15 protein-coding genes are annotated in these 15,635 nt (G+C 68.2%); 7 read left to right on the forward strand and 8 right to left on the reverse strand.

Annotated features, from left to right (window positions below):
- Positions 1–375 precede the first annotated feature (375 nt).
- The 4 genes from FBR43_RS13930 to purC all read left to right on the forward strand — a co-directional run bounded on the left by FBR43_RS13930 (position 376) and on the right by purC (position 3,965).
- Positions 376–972: a L,D-transpeptidase family protein gene (locus FBR43_RS13930; protein ID WP_249276604.1), complete on the forward strand. Its 597-nt coding sequence runs from the start codon at positions 376–378 to the stop codon at positions 970–972.
- A gap of 33 nt (positions 973–1,005) precedes the next feature.
- Positions 1,006–1,911, forward strand: coding sequence for an alpha/beta hydrolase (locus FBR43_RS13935; RefSeq protein ID WP_249276605.1), 906 nt, complete (start codon positions 1,006–1,008; stop codon positions 1,909–1,911).
- A gap of 2 nt (positions 1,912–1,913) precedes the next feature.
- Positions 1,914–3,113 carry a kynureninase gene (gene kynU, locus FBR43_RS13940; protein ID WP_136944238.1) on the forward strand — a complete coding sequence of 400 codons (1,200 nt, stop codon included), beginning with the start codon at positions 1,914–1,916 and terminating at the stop codon, positions 3,111–3,113.
- 72 nt (positions 3,114–3,185) lie between these two features.
- Positions 3,186–3,965, forward strand: a complete 780-nt coding sequence (gene purC, locus FBR43_RS13945) for a phosphoribosylaminoimidazolesuccinocarboxamide synthase (RefSeq protein WP_136943671.1) — start codon at positions 3,186–3,188, stop codon at positions 3,963–3,965.
- A gap of 170 nt (positions 3,966–4,135) precedes the next feature.
- On the opposite strand, the gene FBR43_RS13950 is transcribed toward purC, so the two are convergent.
- The 4 genes from FBR43_RS13950 to hflK form a co-directional block, all read right to left on the reverse strand.
- On the reverse strand, positions 4,136–5,770 hold the full coding sequence (locus FBR43_RS13950; RefSeq protein ID WP_136943672.1) for a helicase HerA-like domain-containing protein: 1,635 nt from the start codon (positions 5,768–5,770) through the stop codon (positions 4,136–4,138).
- Positions 5,771–5,836: 66 nt separating this feature from the next.
- A complete protein-coding gene (locus tag FBR43_RS13955; protein ID WP_136943673.1) occupies positions 5,837–7,339 on the reverse strand; it encodes a Do family serine endopeptidase in 1,503 nt (500 codons plus the stop codon).
- 80 nt (positions 7,340–7,419) lie between these two features.
- Positions 7,420–8,298: a protease modulator HflC gene (gene hflC / locus FBR43_RS13960; RefSeq protein WP_136943674.1), complete on the reverse strand. Its 879-nt coding sequence runs from the start codon at positions 8,296–8,298 to the stop codon at positions 7,420–7,422.
- On the reverse strand, positions 8,298–9,464 hold the full coding sequence (gene hflK, locus FBR43_RS13965) for a protease modulator HflK (RefSeq protein WP_136943675.1): 1,167 nt from the start codon (positions 9,462–9,464) through the stop codon (positions 8,298–8,300). The genes hflC and hflK overlap by 1 nt, the downstream gene beginning before the upstream one ends.
- Positions 9,465–9,535: 71 nt before the next feature.
- On the opposite strand from hflK, the gene FBR43_RS13970 reads away from it, so the two are divergent.
- Entirely contained in the window at positions 9,536–10,498 is a 963-nt protein-coding gene (locus tag FBR43_RS13970) for an Mrp/NBP35 family ATP-binding protein (RefSeq protein ID WP_169542622.1), read from the forward strand.
- Between the two features lie 4 nt (positions 10,499–10,502).
- A complete protein-coding gene (locus FBR43_RS13975; protein WP_136943676.1) occupies positions 10,503–10,931 on the forward strand; it encodes a CoA-binding protein in 429 nt (142 codons plus the stop codon).
- A gap of 13 nt (positions 10,932–10,944) precedes the next feature.
- Here FBR43_RS13975 and dapD read toward each other — a convergent pair whose 3' ends face one another.
- Entirely contained in the window at positions 10,945–11,772 is an 828-nt protein-coding gene (gene dapD / locus FBR43_RS13980; protein ID WP_136943677.1) for a 2,3,4,5-tetrahydropyridine-2,6-dicarboxylate N-succinyltransferase, read from the reverse strand.
- Positions 11,769–12,434: a pyrimidine 5'-nucleotidase gene (locus tag FBR43_RS13985; protein ID WP_136943678.1), complete on the reverse strand. Its 666-nt coding sequence runs from the start codon at positions 12,432–12,434 to the stop codon at positions 11,769–11,771. Before FBR43_RS13985 ends, dapD begins: the two co-directional genes overlap by 4 nt.
- Positions 12,435–12,555: 121 nt before the next feature.
- On the opposite strand from FBR43_RS13985, the gene FBR43_RS13990 reads away from it, so the two are divergent.
- Positions 12,556–13,554: an LLM class flavin-dependent oxidoreductase gene (locus FBR43_RS13990; protein WP_136943679.1), complete on the forward strand. Its 999-nt coding sequence runs from the start codon at positions 12,556–12,558 to the stop codon at positions 13,552–13,554.
- Here the strand turns inward: FBR43_RS13990 and FBR43_RS13995 are convergent, their stop codons facing one another.
- Together FBR43_RS13995 and FBR43_RS14000 are read right to left on the reverse strand one after the other, a co-directional pair.
- Positions 13,555–14,862 (reverse strand): sensor histidine kinase, encoded by a 1,308-nt coding sequence (locus FBR43_RS13995; protein WP_136944240.1) that lies wholly within the window; start codon positions 14,860–14,862, stop codon positions 13,555–13,557.
- Positions 14,863–14,943: 81 nt separating this feature from the next.
- Positions 14,944–15,621, reverse strand: coding sequence for a response regulator transcription factor (locus FBR43_RS14000; protein WP_136943680.1), 678 nt, complete (start codon positions 15,619–15,621; stop codon positions 14,944–14,946).
- Positions 15,622–15,635: the final 14 nt, after the last annotated feature.

Consider the following 15,635-nt stretch of genomic DNA (forward strand, 5'->3'; position numbering starts at 1 on the left):
CCCGGCTCCCTCGTCCGAGGGGCATGATCGTCTAGCGCCGGCATTGCGGCGACTGGACCCGATGCTGGGCATCGGTGAAACTCATTCCCCGTCTCGGCGGGAGATTAAGGACCGGCAGATCCGGCCCACCCGCTGTCTCGGACGGACGCACGCCGCCGGACGGGCCGGTGGCGGGCGAAGCGGGGCCATTAGCCGATGCGCTGCCGAAGTCAAGCTGCGTGCCGCACTGCCGCGTTAACCGCGATTGCTTCACCGGGCGGCGCTCCGTCCTGCATCGGGACGGCGCGAATCACCTACTGGAACGCAATGCGCGCCCGACCGATACAGCGTTTGGAAGACCCGATTCGGACGGCGGAGACTGAAATGCGCGCACGGATGCTGGCAGCAGCCCTGGCAACGATGATGACGGTGGCGATGCCCGCCGCCGCCCAGGCCAAGGGTCCCGAAGTGCGCACCGCGCTCACGTCCGAAACGCCGCTCGTCCACGGCGAGTATCTCTGGGACGACAGCGCCACCGCGACCGGTCCGACGCGCATCGTCGTCGATCTCGCGACCGAACAGCTCCACGTCTATCGCGGCGGCGTCGAGGTGGGGCGCGCCTTCATCCTCTACGGCGCCGATCACAAGCCGACGCCGACCGGCACCTTCCCCATCCTGCAGCGCAAGCGCGACCACATCTCGAACCTCTACGGCGCGCCGATGCCGTTCATGCTGCGCCTCACCTGGACGGGCATCGCGATCCACGGCAGCGAGGTCGAAACCAACGCCGCGACGCATGGCTGTGTCGGCGTGCCCGACGAGTTCGCCGCGCGGCTGTTCGAGATCGCCAAGGTCGGCGATGTCGTGACGGTCACGCGCAACTGGCGCCCCGAGCTCTATGGCGAGGATGCCGCGCCCAGCCCCCAGCCTGCTCCTCCGCCCGCCGAGGCAGCCGCGCCGATGTTGCCCGAGCCTGACCTCAGCGCGCTGTAGGCAGCCACGCGCGCGCCGGCTAAGGCGGGCGGCATGATCCGTCCGCTCGTCTTCCTCCTCGCCGCCGCGCTCGCGGGCTGTGCCGCCGGCACGCCGCCACCGCTGGCCGCGTCGTTCACGCCGATGCGCTGGCTCGCGCTCACCGATCGCCCACGCCCCGCCCCCGACCAAATGATCGCCTATGGGGCAGACGAGTATCAGAAGGTCGATATCTGGCTTCCAGAGGGTGCGGGGCCGCACCCCGTGGTGGTCATGGTGCATGGTGGCTGCTGGACGACGAGCATCGCCGATCGCAGCCTGATGAACTGGATTTCCGCCGATCTGCGCGATCGCGGCGTCGCCGTCTGGAATATCGACTATCGCGGCGTCGATCGCGCGGGCGGAGGCTATCCGGGTACGTTCGCCGACGCTGCCGCTGCCGCTGATGCGCTCCGCGATCATGCCACGCGGCTGAAGCTCGATACCCGCCGTGTCGTCGCGGTCGGCCATTCGGCGGGCGGGCATCTGGCTTTGTGGCTGGCGGGACGCCCGCGCCTGCCCGCCGGCAGCCCGCTCGCGGCGCGCGATCCGCTGCCGATCGCGCATGTGGTGAGCCTCGGTGGCCTGCCCGATCTCGAAGCCACCGCCACGGCGAGCGACAATGGCTGCGGCACCGAGGTCGTCGGCCGGCTGGTAGGCACCGGGCGTGCCGACCCCTATGCCGACACCTCGGTCGCGCGGCTGCTGCCGCTCGGCGTACCGCATACGCAGATCGTCGGGCTCGAGGATCGCATCATCCCCATCCGCCTGCCGCGCGCCTTCGATGCCGCTGCCCGCGCCGCCGGCGACGACGCGACGCTCACCGTCGTGCCCGCCACCGGCCATGTCGAGCTCGTGGCCCCCGAAACCCCCGCCTGGGCCGCCGCCCGCACGGCGATCGAGAAGGCGCTCGGCCGATGACGATGACAATCGAGCAAGCCCGCGCACGCGACGCCGCCGATCCGCTGCGCCATCTGCGCGATCGCTTCGTGCTGCCCGAAGGCGTGATCTATCTCGACGGCAATTCGCTCGGCGCGCTGCCGCGCGCGACGATCGATGCGGGACGAGACATGATCGAGCACCAATGGGGCGAACGGCTGATCCGCAGCTGGACCGAGGGCTGGATGGCAAGCCCGGCGCGGATCGGCGGCAAGATCGCGCGCTGGATCGGCGCCGCGCCCGAGGAAGTGATCGCCGCCGATTCGGTTTCGGTCAACCTGTTCAAGTTCATCGTCGCGGCGCTGCGCCATGATCCGGCGCGCCGCGTGGTGCTGAGCGAGGCGGGCAATTTCCCCACCGATCTGCACATCGCCGAGGGTGCGGTGGCATGCGTGCCCGGCGCGTCGCTTCGCGTCGTCGAGCGCGATGCACTGGGCGATGCGCTCGATGGAGATGTGGCGCTGCTGCTGCTCAGCCATGTTCACTACAAAACCGCCGAGCGCTTCGACATGGGGGCGTGGACGCGCCGCGCGCATTACGCCGGCGCACTCGTCTGCTGGGACCTGAGCCACAGCGTCGGCGCGATCCCCGTCGATCTGGCGGCCGCCGGCGCCGATTGCGCGGTGGGTTGCGGCTACAAGTTCCTGAACGGCGGCCCCGGTGCGCCCGCCTTCCTTTACGTCGCGCATCGTCATCAGGCGGCATGGGGCAACCCGCTGTCGGGCTGGATGGGCCATGCCGAGCCGTTCGCCTTCGCCGATGCCTATGCGCCGGGCGCCGGCATGGAACGCTGGCGCAGCGGTACGCCGTCGATGCTGGCGATGGGCGCGCTCGAAGCCGCGCTCGATGCGATGGCCGATGTCGATCCTGCCGCGCTCGAGGCGAAGTCGGCCGCACTGTTCGACATGTTCGCCGAGGCCGGCGACGCGCTTGGCCTCGAGTGCATCGTGCCGCGCAAGGCCGATGCGCGCGGCAGCCATATCGCGTTCCGTCACCCCCAGGCCGAGGCGGTGATGCGACAGCTCATCGCGCAGGGCGTGATCGGCGATTTCCGCACGCCCGACGTCCTGCGTTTCGGTCTCACGCCCGCCTATACGGGCTTCGAGGATATCGCACGCGCGACACAGATGCTGGGTGCGCTGCTCGCCCCCGCCGATTGCACCGCCGGGCCGGCTTCGGTATAGGCGCGCTGTCCAAGCCCCGGCGCGCGCTACCCGTGCTGCCGGGGCGAACCGTTTCTTGAAGGTAACGCCGCCATGGCACGCCGCCGCCAGATCTACGAGGGCAAGGCCAAGATCCTCTACGAAGGCCCTGAACCCGGCACGCTAATCCAGTATTTCAAGGATGACGCGACCGCCTTCAATGCCCAGAAAAAGGGCACGATCAGCGGCAAGGGCGTGCTCAACAACCGCATTTCCGAGCATGTGTTCACGCTGCTCGGTAATATCGGCGTGCCGACGCATTTCCTGCGCCGCCTCAATATGCGCGAGCAGCTGATCCGCCAGGTCGAGATCGTGCCGATTGAGGTGATCGTGCGCAACGTCGCTGCGGGTTCGATGTCGAAGCGGCTGGGGATCGAGGAAGGCACGCAGCTGCCGCGCACGATCATCGAATATTGCCTCAAGGACGATGCGCTGGGCGATCCGCTCGTTACCGACGAGCATATCCTGTGCTTCGGCTGGGCGGCGCAGGAGGAACTGCACGACATCGCCGATTTGGCGATCCGCGTGAACGATTTCCTGTCCGGCCTGTTCGCCGGCGTCGGCATCAAGCTGGTCGACTTCAAGCTCGAATTCGGTCGCATCTGGGACAACGACTTCTCGCGCATCATCCTCGCCGACGAGATCAGCCCCGACAATTGCCGGCTATGGGACATGGCTTCGGGCGAAAAGCTCGACAAGGACCGCTTCCGCCGCGATCTGGGCGGCGAGGTAGAGGCCTATCAGGAAGTAGCGCGCCGGCTCGGCCTGCTCCCTGAAGGCGCCGATTCGGCCGTGCTCGACCTCGAGGTGCATCGCAAGCGCCGGGGGAAATAGGCGCAACCGGTGCGTTGGTGGGATTTGCGCGGCTACCCATCCCGTTCGCACTGAGCCTGTCGAAGTGCCGTTCTTCGAAACGGGTAGGAAGGGCCGTGCTTCGACAGGGATCTCCTAAGCTCGTCGAAGGCTCAGCACGAACGGCAATAGGCGTCTCACGCCACCGCGCCCTACCCCCGGAACAGCCCCCCCAGCACGCCGCGCAGGATTTTCGCGCCCAGCCCGCCCGATCCGCGCTTCGAGCCGAGTACCGCCTTGGTCACTTCGTTGGCGACGCTGCGTCCCACCGCCGATGACGCCGATCGCGTCGCCGACGTCACCGCCTTGTTCCAGGGCGACGATGCCGCCGCGCGCTCCTCGGCCTTGCGCTGGCGCTCGGCATCGCGCTCGGCGGCGAGGCGCGCACGCTCGGCTTCCTTCGCGATGCGTGCATCCTCCTTCGCCTTGAGCGCCGCGGCCTTGTCCGCTTCGGCATCGGCGGCGACCTCGCGCGCGGCGGCTTCGGCTTCGGCCGCCTTGGCGGTGAGCAGCTCGTGCGCCGATTCGCGGTTCACCGCCGCGTCGTATCTGGCGCCAACTGCATCGGTCTCGACAAGGATACGCCGCTCGACCTCGCTCAACGGCCCGGCGCGGCTGCGTGGCGGGCGGATCAGCGCGCGCTCCACCGGGCTGGGCGCGCCATCGGGTTGGAGCAGCGACACCAGCGCCTCGCCCACCTTCAATTCGGTGATCGCGGTGGCGACGTCGATATCGGGATTGGCGCGAAACGTCTCGGCCGCCGATCGCACCGCCTTCTGGTCGCGCGGCGTGAACGCGCGCAGCGCATGCTGCACGCGGTTGCCCAACTGCCCCGCCACGCCTTCGGGAATGTCGATGGGGTTCTGCGTGACGAAATAGACGCCCACGCCCTTCGAACGGATCAGCCGAACCACCTGCTCGACCTTTTCGATCAGCGCGGGCGGCGCCTCGTCGAACAGCAGGTGCGCCTCGTCGAAGAAGAAGACGAGCTTCGGCTTGTCGGGGTCGCCGACTTCGGGGAGCGTCTCGAACAGTTCGGACAGCAGCCACAACAGGAAACTGGCATAGAGGCGCGGGCTGGCCATCAGCTTGTCAGCGGCGAGGATGTTGACGATGCCGCGCCCGTCCTCGGCACAAGTCATCAGATCGGCAATGTCGAGTGCCGGCTCGCCGAAGAAGCGATCGCCGCCTTGGCTGCGCAGTTGCAGCAGCTGGCGCTGGATCGCGCCCACGCTGGCGCGCGAGACATTACCGTAGCGCGTGGCGATCTCGGCGGCGCGATCGGCGCATTCGGCGAGCATCGCCTGTAGATCGTCGAGGTCGAGGAGCAGCAGCCCCTCGTCGTCGGCGATGTGGAAGGCGATCGAGAGCACGCCTTCCTGCGTTTCGTTGAGCCCCATCAGCCGCGCCAGTAGCAGCGGACCCATCTCCGATACGGTCGCGCGTATGGGATGCCCCTGCTCGCCGAACAAATCCCACAACTGAACGGGACATTCGCGATACGCCCAGTCGGCATCGCCGATCTCGGCGGCACGCGAGGCGAATGCGGCATGTGGCTTGGCGGTGGGCGATCCGGCCATGCCCATGCCCGCCAGATCGCCCTTCACATCGGCGACGAACACCGGCACGCCGGCGGCGGAGAAGCCCTCGGCCAGTCCCTGCAACGTCACCGTCTTGCCGGTGCCCGTCGCGCCGGCGATCAGCCCGTGGCGGTTGGCACGCCTGAGTACGAGCGCCTGCCGCGCGCCTTGTGCCGTCGCACCGATGAATAGCTCGCTGTCCGCCATCTGCCCCGCTCCCCGGCTGTCAGGGAGCGGAGCATAATGGCGAAAGCCGGCTGCGTCAGCGTACGATTACTCGCCCAGTTCGACCGCGACGAAGCGGCCGACGTTGCGCAGCATCACGTACAGCAGCACCTGCCCGCGATTGGCGCGCCGCGCTTCGTTGACCAGCCGCTCGAGATCGGCGGGCGTCGCGACTTCGGTGCGATTGACCGACTGGATCACCACGCCGCGGCGCAAGCCCTTGGCATAGGCGTCGCTCGACGGATCGACGGCGGTGATGACGACGCCGCGCGTCGAGGGATCGACGCCGATCGAGCGCGCGATCGTCGGCGTGAGCGCCTGCACCGCGACCCCGAGCGAAGCGTCGCCCTGTGGCATTGCCGGCGACTGGCTTTCGCTTTCCTCGTCCATCGAGAAGCCGGCGAGTTCCTCCTCGCTGGGCCGCGTGCCCACGGTGGCGGTCAGCGTCACGCGGCGGCCGTCGCGCAGCACCTCGATGGGGATGCGCGTGCCCGGCCGCACATTGGCCACCAGATAGCTGAGCGTCGTGTCGGGCGTCACCGCCTGATTGTTGACGCGCAGCACCACGTCGCCGCGGCGGATGCCCGCGCGCTCGGCCGCCTGCCCCGGCTCGACGCGGTTGATGAGCTCGCCCTGGTTGCGCTCGATGCCGAGCGACTGCGCGATGCCCTCGTCGATCGGCTGGATGCCGACGCCCAGATAGCCACGCTGCGGCGTCTGGCCCTTCTTGAGCGTCTCGACGATCGGCTGCGCCTGTTCAGCGGGAATGGCGAGGCCGATGCCGACATTGCCGCCGGTGGGCGAAAGGATCTGCGAGTTGATGCCGATGACGTTGCCCTGCATGTCGAACAGCGGACCGCCCGAATTGCCGCGATTGATCGAAGCATCGGTCTGGATGAAGCGGTCATAGGCGCCGAGCTGGCCCGTCACACGGTTGACCGACGAGATGATGCCCGCCGTCACCGAGCCGCCGAGGCCGAACGGATTGCCGATCGCCACCACCCAGTCGCCGACGCGCGCCTGGTTCGAATCACCAAAGCGCACAAAGGGGAAGCGCTCGCCCTCGATCTTGAGCACCGCCAGATCAGAGGCCGGATCGCGCCCGACCACGCGGGCAGTGAACTCGCGCCGGTCGCTGAGCGTGACGGTCACCGATTCGACGGTAGCGTTGTTGGCAGGCGCGATGACGTGGTTGTTGGTGACGACATAGCCATCGGCCGAGACGATGAAGCCCGAGCCGAGCGACTGACCCTCGCGCGTCGTCGGGCGACCGCCGCCCTGCTGGCCGAAGAAGCGCTCGAACGGCGTGCCTGCGAACGGATTGCTCTGCACCTGCACGCGCTGCGTGGTCGAGATGTTGACCACCGCGGGCTGGAGCCGCGCGACCATGTCGGCGAAGCTCATCGGCGCACCCGCGCGCGGCGCGGCGGCGGCGATCGCGCCGGGCTCGTTCTGCGCGGTCTGCGCCGAGGTCACATTGGGCTGGAGCGCAACAGTCGCGGCGGTGCCGCCCAGCAGCAGGGCCGCGGTAATCCCATAGGCGTAACGCACTCGGTATTTCCTCTCTAGTTCGGACTTGGCATCCATCTTGCCTCGCCCTTGCTGAACTATGATTGAATATGAACGATCCGTCAGTTGCGGCCCTCGAACTCGCGCAGATAGTCGTTGGTGCGCGGTGACAGGATGATCGAGGTGCCGCCCCGCCCGTCCTCGCCGCCATCGGCGCCGAAACTGTAGCGGTACGACTGCATCGCACGGTAGAAATCGTAGAAGTCGGCATCCTTGCCGAAGCTCTCGGCATAGATGCGCGCGGCCTGTGCGTCGGCATCGGCGCGGATGATCTGCGCCTGCTTCTGGCCCTGCGCCTCGATGGTCAGCGCTTCCTGCCGCCGCGCGGTGCCCATGCGGCGCAGCGCCGATTCGAGCGGGCTGCCGGTCGGCAGATCGGCGTGGCGGATGCGCACGTCGACGATCTCGACGCCATACTGCCGTGCGACGCGGTCGAGCCCGGCCTGGATATTGTCCATCACCTGCCCGCGTTCGGGGCTGAGCAGTGCAGCGAACTGGCGCTTGCCAAGCTCGTTGCGCAGCGCCGATCCCAGGATCGGACGCAGCTGATCGGCCACGCGCTGTTCGGTATTCGACGTGAAACCGGTGGAGATCGCCGCCAGCAGCGGATTGACGACGCGGAAGCGCGCGAACGCGTCGACCTCGAGCCGCAGCTGGTCGGTCGAGAGCACGGGCTGGTTGTCGAGCTCGATGTCGAGCACGCGCTTGTCGATCCAGATGATCCGGTCGGCGAACGGCACGCGCAGCACCATGCCGGCACCCGTGCGGCCGAACGCCTCGCCTTCGCGGTAACGGTTCACCGTACCGATCGGCTGCTGGAAGCGCAAAATCACGGCCTGCTTCGTCTCGGGGACGATCGCCACCATGTTGGCGAGCAGGACCAAGAGCGCGAGCAGCGCGATGCCGATGACGACGGGGCTGCGCCAGTTGAGCGTGTTCATCACTGCGCTCCCGTCGGGGTCTGGGGCTCGGCCTGCGGCACCACCTGCGCCGGCGTGGCACGGCGCCCCGCTGCTTCGGGCAGCGGCAGATAAGGCGTGACGCCCGGCGCCTCGACGATCGTCTTGTTCGATTTGGCCAGCACGGCCTCCATCGTCTCATAATACAGACGGCGCCGCGTGACTTCGGGAGCCTGGCGATACTGCTCGTAGATCTTGTCGAACTGCGCGGCCTCGCCCTGCGAACGCGCGATCACCTGCTGCGCATAGGCGCGCGACTGGTTGATATTGGCCTGTGCCTGCTGCTGGGCTGCCGACACCGCCTTGAAGTCCTCGTCCACCGCCTGCGGGGCGACGGCCTGCTTCACCGCGACGCCCTGCACGCGCACACCCGACCCATATTCGTCGAGAATTTCCTGCATCCGGTTGGCGACTTCGCCCTCGAGCGCGGTGCGACCGGCGCCGATCGCCTGGTCGAGCGTGGTACCCGCCACCGCCGCGCGCATCGCGCTTTCGGCAACGGCGCGCACGGTCTCGCGCGGATTGGCCAGCTCGAAGATGAAATCCTCGGCGTTCTTGATGTCCCAGCGTACCGAATAAGCCAGATCGATGATGTTCTGGTCGCCCGTCAGCATCAGGTTCTCGGTCGCGCCCTGCGGAAAGTCGTCGGTGCGGATTTCCTGCACGTCGACCACCTGCACGCTCGCGATCGGCGCTGGCAGCGTGAACTGGATGCCGGGCATCAGCGTGGTCGAGTAGCGGCCGAACAGCGAGACGACGCCGCGCTCCTGCGGGCCGATCGGATGGATCGAGGTGAAGGCGATCCACACCAGCGCCAGCACGCCCGCCGCGATCCACCACAGCCGCTGGCCGCCGGGCAGCTGGAAATCGCCGTTGCCGCCAAAGCCGCCGCCCCCACCGCCGCCGCGCTTGGCACGCTTCAGGAACTCGTCAAGCGACGTCGCGGTGCCGGGCTTGCCCGGCCGCCGGCCTTCGGGCGGGAACGCCCAGGGGTTGCGCGGTCCTCCGCCATTTCCCCCATTGCCGCTGCCGCCGCCACCATTGCCGTTGCCGCCCGAGCCGCCGCCCGCACCGCCGCCCCATGGGCCTTTTGGATTTTCATTACGGAGCGCGCCAGCGCGCGCGATCCACCCCGATAGGTTCACCATGACAGTCTTTATAGGGGGCTGTCCGCCGATTTACAGTGGCACCGGCCAAAAGCCCGCCTACATCGCGCGGCATGTCGATCCAGCACCAGCTCGAAGCGCTGCTCGCGCCGATCGCCGCGGGGCGCGCGAGCGTCCGCGTCGATGGCGCACGCGCCAGCATCATTCTCGACGTGACCGGCCTGCCCCCGGCCGCGCGCGATGCACTCGCCACCGAAGTTGAAGCCGCCGCCGGGAGCGTGGCGGGTATCGAGAGCGTGCGCGTCGCGCAGACCAGCACGCGCACCGAGCGCCGCTCGATCGCGGTCGCGAGCGGCAAGGGGGGCGTGGGCAAGTCGACCGTCTCGGCCAATCTGGCGGTGGCGCTGGCGGCGCGCGGGCGGCGCACGGGGTTGATCGACGCCGATATCTACGGCCCCTCGCAGCCGCGCCTGCTGGGCGTCGAAGGCATCAAGCCCGAAGCGCGCGACAAGAAGCTGGTGCCCGTGGCAACCGCGTTCGGCGTACCGCTCCTTTCGGTCGGACAGCTCGTGGCGCCCGAAAAGGCGCTGGCGTGGCGTGGGCCGATGGCCACCAACGCGCTGGGGCAACTGGTCGATGGTGATTGGGGCGATGCCGACACGCTGATCGTCGACATGCCGCCGGGCACCGGCGACGTACAGCTCACCATGCTGCAAAAGCACCGCCCGGCGGGCGCGATCATCGTGTCGACGCCGCAGGATCTCGCCTGGATCGACGCGCGCCGCGCGATCGACCTGTTCGCACAGATGCAGGTTCCGATCATCGGCCTCGTCGAGAACATGGCCGGCTATGCCTGCCCCGCGTGCGGCGAAATCTCCGATCCGTTCGGCAATGGCGGCGCGGCGGCGGCGGCCGAGGCGCTCGATATCCCGCTGCTGGCGCGCATCCCGCTCGCCATCGGCATCCGCACCGCCAGCGACGCGGGCGCCCCGCCGGCGGCGGGGAACGGCGCCGAAGCCGCCGCGTTCCTCGATCTGGCCGCGCAAGTGGAAGCGTGGCTCGACCGGAAGGGATGAAGCGATGCCGCTGACCAGCGACGAGGATATCAAGGCGCTGCTCGAAGGCGCGCGCACGATCGCGATGGTGGGGGCTTCAGACCGCCCCGACCGTGCCTCGAACGGCGTGATGGCGGCGCTGCAACGCCACGGCTACCGCGTGATCCCGGTCAACCCGCAAATCACCGGCACGCATATCCACGGCGAATTCGTGTTCCGCGACCTCGCGCAGCTGGGCGACCCGATCGACATCGTCGACATCTTTCGCAATTCCGAAGCCGCCGGCGAAGCGGTGGACGAAGCGATCGCTATCGGTGCCAAGGCAGTGTGGATGCAGCTCGGCGTCGTCAACGAAGCCGCTGCCCAACGCGCCGAGGCGGCGGGGCTCAAGGTCGTGATGGACCGCTGCCCCAAGATCGAGATCGCGCGACTGGGAGTGGCGGCAGTCAGCTAGTCGCGCACCCCACTTAATCGCGCAGCAGCTCGTTGATGCTCGTCTTGCTGCGCGTCTGCGCATCGACGCGCTTGACGATCACCGCGCAATACAGCCCCGGCTTGCCGTCGCCGCCGCCCATCGTGCCGGGCACCACTACCGAATAGGCCGGCACTTCGCCGCGGAACACTTCGCCGCTCGCGCGGTCGACGATCTTGGTCGAGGCGCCCAGATATACGCCCATCGACAGTACGGCACCCTGGCGTACGATCACACCTTCGGCGACTTCGGCGCGCGCGCCGATGAAGCAATCGTCCTCGATGACTACCGGATTGGCCTGGAGCGGCTCGAGCACGCCGCCGATACCCGCGCCGCCCGAGAGATGCACGTTGCGGCCGATCTGCGCGCAGCTGCCGACCGTAGCCCAGGTGTCGACCATCGCGCCTTCGCCCACATAGGCGCCGATATTGACGAAGCTCGGCATCAGCACCGCGCCCTTGCCGACGAACGCCCCGCGCCGCACCACGCTGCCCGGCACCGCGCGGAAGCCCGCCGCGCGAAACTCGGCCTCGCTCCAGCCGCTGAACTTCGAGGGCACCTTGTCCCACCAGTGGCCGGCGCCGGGGCCGTTGTCGATCAGTGCATTGTCGTTGAGGCGGAAGCTCAGCAGCACCGCTTTCTTGAGCCACTGATTCACCTGCCAGCCGCCTTCGCCATCGGGCTCGGCGACACGCGCGGTGCCCGCATCGAGCATCGCGAGCGCACGTTCGACGGCAAGGCGCGTGTCACCCATCGTGCCGAAGCCCAGCTCGGCGCGGTTTTCCCAGGCGGCGTCGATCGTGGCGGCAAGGTCGTGCGTCATCGGTCCTCCAGCGCCGCGCTCAGCCACGCGGCGAGATCATGAGTGGTGTAGTCGACATAAGCGCGGTCGCCGCAGCCATGTTGTTCGGAGCCGTTGTCGACCCAGAGCGTCGCCATGCCGATCGCCTTGGCAGGCGCGAGGTTGCGCGCCATGTCCTCGGCGAACAGCGCGCGCGTAGGGTCGATGCCGTAGGCGTCGCACAGCCCGTCATAGGCGCTGGCGTGCGGCTTGGGACGATAGCGCGTCTTGTGGATGTCGTGCACCGCTTCGAACGTATCCGACAGGCCGAGCCGGTCGAGCACACGGCGCGCGTAGGGCTCGTCGCCGTTGGTAAACACCAGCTTGCGACCCGGCAGCCGCGCGATCGCCGCGCCCAGCTCGGGCGCGGGCGACAATACGCTCATGTCGATATCGTGGACGAAATCGAGGAAGTGGTGCGGATCGATATCGCGCTCGACCATCAACCCTGAGAGCGTGGTGCCGTGCGCATGAAAGTGGCGCTTCTGGATCGTCCACGCCGCCTCGCGATCGCAACCCTCGATATCGCAGATATACTGCGTCATCCGCGCCTCGATCTGCCCGAACAGCGCCGTACCCGCAGGATAAAGCGTATTGTCGAGATCGAAGATCCAGGCATCGATATGGGCAAGGCGCGCATCCATGTGGCGCGCGATAGGCGGGCCGCAAGTGTGGGGCAAGCGGTGGCGCGCGGCAACGCACGTTTGATCGCGCCGAGATAAAGCTATGCTGGCGAAATGCCCGGTCGATCGCCATCTCACTGCGATGACCCGCTATGCCATGCTCGATCTCGTCCCCGTCCGTCAGGGCGGCGATGTCGCCCAGGCGCTGGCCGAAGCCGCAAGGCTCGCCGCGCATGCCGAACGCCACGGCTATGCCCGTTACTGGGTGGCCGAGCATCACGGCATGGAAGGGATCGCGGGCGGCGCCACCGCGGTCGTGCTCGCGCATGTCGGCGCCGCCACCTCGACCATCCGCATCGGTGCGGGCGGGATCATGCTGCCCAACCATGCGCCGCTGGTGATCGCCGAGCAGTTCGGCACGCTCGATGCGCTCTATCCCGGTCGCATCGATCTGGGGCTGGGGCGTGCGCCCGGATCGGACCAGCGCGTCGCCGCCGCGCTGCGCCGTACGCTCGACAGCGACCCCAATGGCTTCCCGCGCGACGTGCTCGAGCTGCAAAGCTATTTCGCCGATGACGGCCAGACGGGCATCCGCGCCACCCCCGGCGCGGGCGCACAGCCCGAGATGTGGATATTGGGCTCGAGCCTGTTCGGCGCGCAACTCGCGGCGATGCTCGGCCTTCCCTATGCCTTCGCGTCGCATTTCGCGCCCGACGCGCTCGATCAGGCGCTGGCGATCTATCGCCGCGACTTCCGCCCCTCGGCAGTGCTCGACCGACCCTATGCGATGGCAGGCTTCAACATCTTCGCCGCCGATACCGACGACGAGGCGCGCTATCTCGCGAGCTCGATGGAACAGTCGTTCGTTGCGCTACGCACGGGCAATCCGGGCAAGCTTCCGCCGCCGGTGCGCGACTATCGCGCCGGGCTGGGCGGCCAGGGCGCCGCGATCCTCGACCATGTGCTGCAATGCTCGGCGATCGGTTCGCCGGCGACGGTCGCGCGCGAGGTGGCGGCGTTCGTCGAGCGCACCGGCGTCGACGAACTGATGGTGACGGGCGCCACCTTCGATCCCGACGCGCGACTGCACAGCGCAGCGCTTGCCGCCGAGGTGATCGACGGACTGCGCGTGCCCGCCTGATTACCCCGCCATCGGCAGCCTCAGGCGCACCAGCAGCCCGCCCAGGTCCTCGCTCTCCTCGAGGCTGACGGTGCCTTCGTAGATTTCGGCGACGTCGCGCACGATCGCGAGGCCGAGCCCCGTGCCCGGCTTGCCGCTGTCGAGCCGGACGCCGCGGTCGAAGATGCGGATGCGATCGGCTTCGGGAATACCGGCACCGTCGTCCTCGACGAGAATCTCGACGAAACCGCTTTCGGCGCGCACCGTGATGAACACGCTGCCGCCGCCATATTTGGCGGCGTTTTCGACCAGATTGCCCAACAGGTCGTCGAGGTCCTGCCGCTCGATATGCGCGACCAGATCCTTCTGGCCGTCGATGTCGATGCGCACATGGCGATAGAGCCGCGCGACCGCACGCTCGACCGCCTCGATCGACGGCCACACTTCGGCACGGCTGTGCGCGCTGCCACGCCGGCCGACGGCGCGCGCGCGCGCGAGATGATGGTCGACCTGCCGGCGCATCGTCCGCGCCTCGCGCACGACGGTGGCGGGCAGATCGTCGCTTTCGGCGGTGGCGGCGTTCATGATGACGGTGAGCGGCGTCTTGAGCGCGTGCGCGAGATTGCCGGCATGGCGCCGCGCTTCCTCGGCCTGGCGTTCGTTATGCGCGATGAGGCCGTTCAGTTCCTCGACCATCGGCGCCACCTCGGCGGGCATCGGCCCGTCGATGCGCGGCGCGTTGCCGCCGCGCATCCGCGCCAGCTCGCGTTGCAGCTTCTTGAGCGGCAGCAGCCCGTACCATGTCTGCAACGCGGCCATCACGATGAGGCCGACGCCTAGCAGCAGGAAGCTGCGCACCAGCGTCTGCCGGAGTGCGGCGATCTGCGCGTCGAGCATCTCGCGGCTCTGCGCGATCTGGAAGCGCCACCAGATGTTCGAATTGGGCAGCCGCACGTCGCGCTCGGCGATGCGCAGCCGCTCCTCGGGAAATTCGCGACTGTCATAGGTCCGCGCCTCGCCATCGGGCTCGGAGGGGCGCACGCGAAGCCGCCGGTCCCATAACGAGCGCGACGGAAAGGCATCGTAACCGCGCCCGCTCACCTGCCAGTAGAGCCCCGAATAGGGCTCGAAAAAGCGCTGGTCGGCGAGCTCGCGGTTGAACGCCACCTCGCCCTCGGGACCGATTTCGGCCGAAACGATCATCGACGTCAGCAGATAGTCGAGTTGATCGTCGAAATTGCGCGTAATCGCGCTCGACAACACGCTGTCGAGCGCCAGTCCTCCGCCCGCCAGCAGGACCATGATCCACCCGCTGGCGATAAGAATCATCCGCCGGCTGAGCGAGCCGGTCACGCGGACATAGGGGCGCGGCCGCTCGGCAGGTGCAGTGTCGATCGACACGTCGCGCGATCAGGCGGCGGGCGGCGCGTCGGGCTCGTCGAGGCTGTAGCCGAGACCGCGGATCGTGGTGATGACGTCGGCGCCGAGCTTTTTGCGGATGCGCGTGACGAACACCTCGATCGTGTTCGAATCACGATCGAAATCCTGGTCATAGATATGCTCGATCAGCTCGGTGCGGCTCACCACCTTGCCCTTGTGATGGAGCAGGTAGCTGAGCAGCTTGTATTCCTGCGCGGTGAGCTTCACCGGATCGCCCGCCTTGGTGACCTTGCCCGAGCGCGTGTCGAGCCGGATGTCGCCTGCCGTGAGCTCGGCCGAGGCATTGCCGCTGGCACGCCGGATCAGCGCGCGCAGCCGCGCGATCAGTTCCTCGGTCTGGAAGGGCTTGGCAACATAATCGTCGGCGCCAGCGTCGAGGCCGGCGACCTTGTCGGACCAGCTGTCGCGCGCGGTGAGCACCAGCACCGGCGTCGCCTTGCCTTCGCGGCGCCAGCGATCGAGCACCGTCAGCCCGTCGACTTCGGGCAGGCCGAGATCGAGGATGATCGCGTCATACTGCTCGGTCGAGCCGAGGAAATGGCCCTCCTCGCCGTCCGAAGCCAGATCGACGGCATAGCCCGCACCTTCGAGCGTGTTCGACAATTGCTGCCGCAGATTGGGCTCGTCCTCGACGATCAGTACTCGCATGTGCCTGCCTCCCC

Origin of the sequence: Sphingomonas baiyangensis, assembly GCF_005144715.1 — a bacterium.
In the GTDB taxonomy this organism is placed as follows: domain Bacteria; phylum Pseudomonadota; class Alphaproteobacteria; order Sphingomonadales; family Sphingomonadaceae; genus Sphingomonas; species Sphingomonas baiyangensis.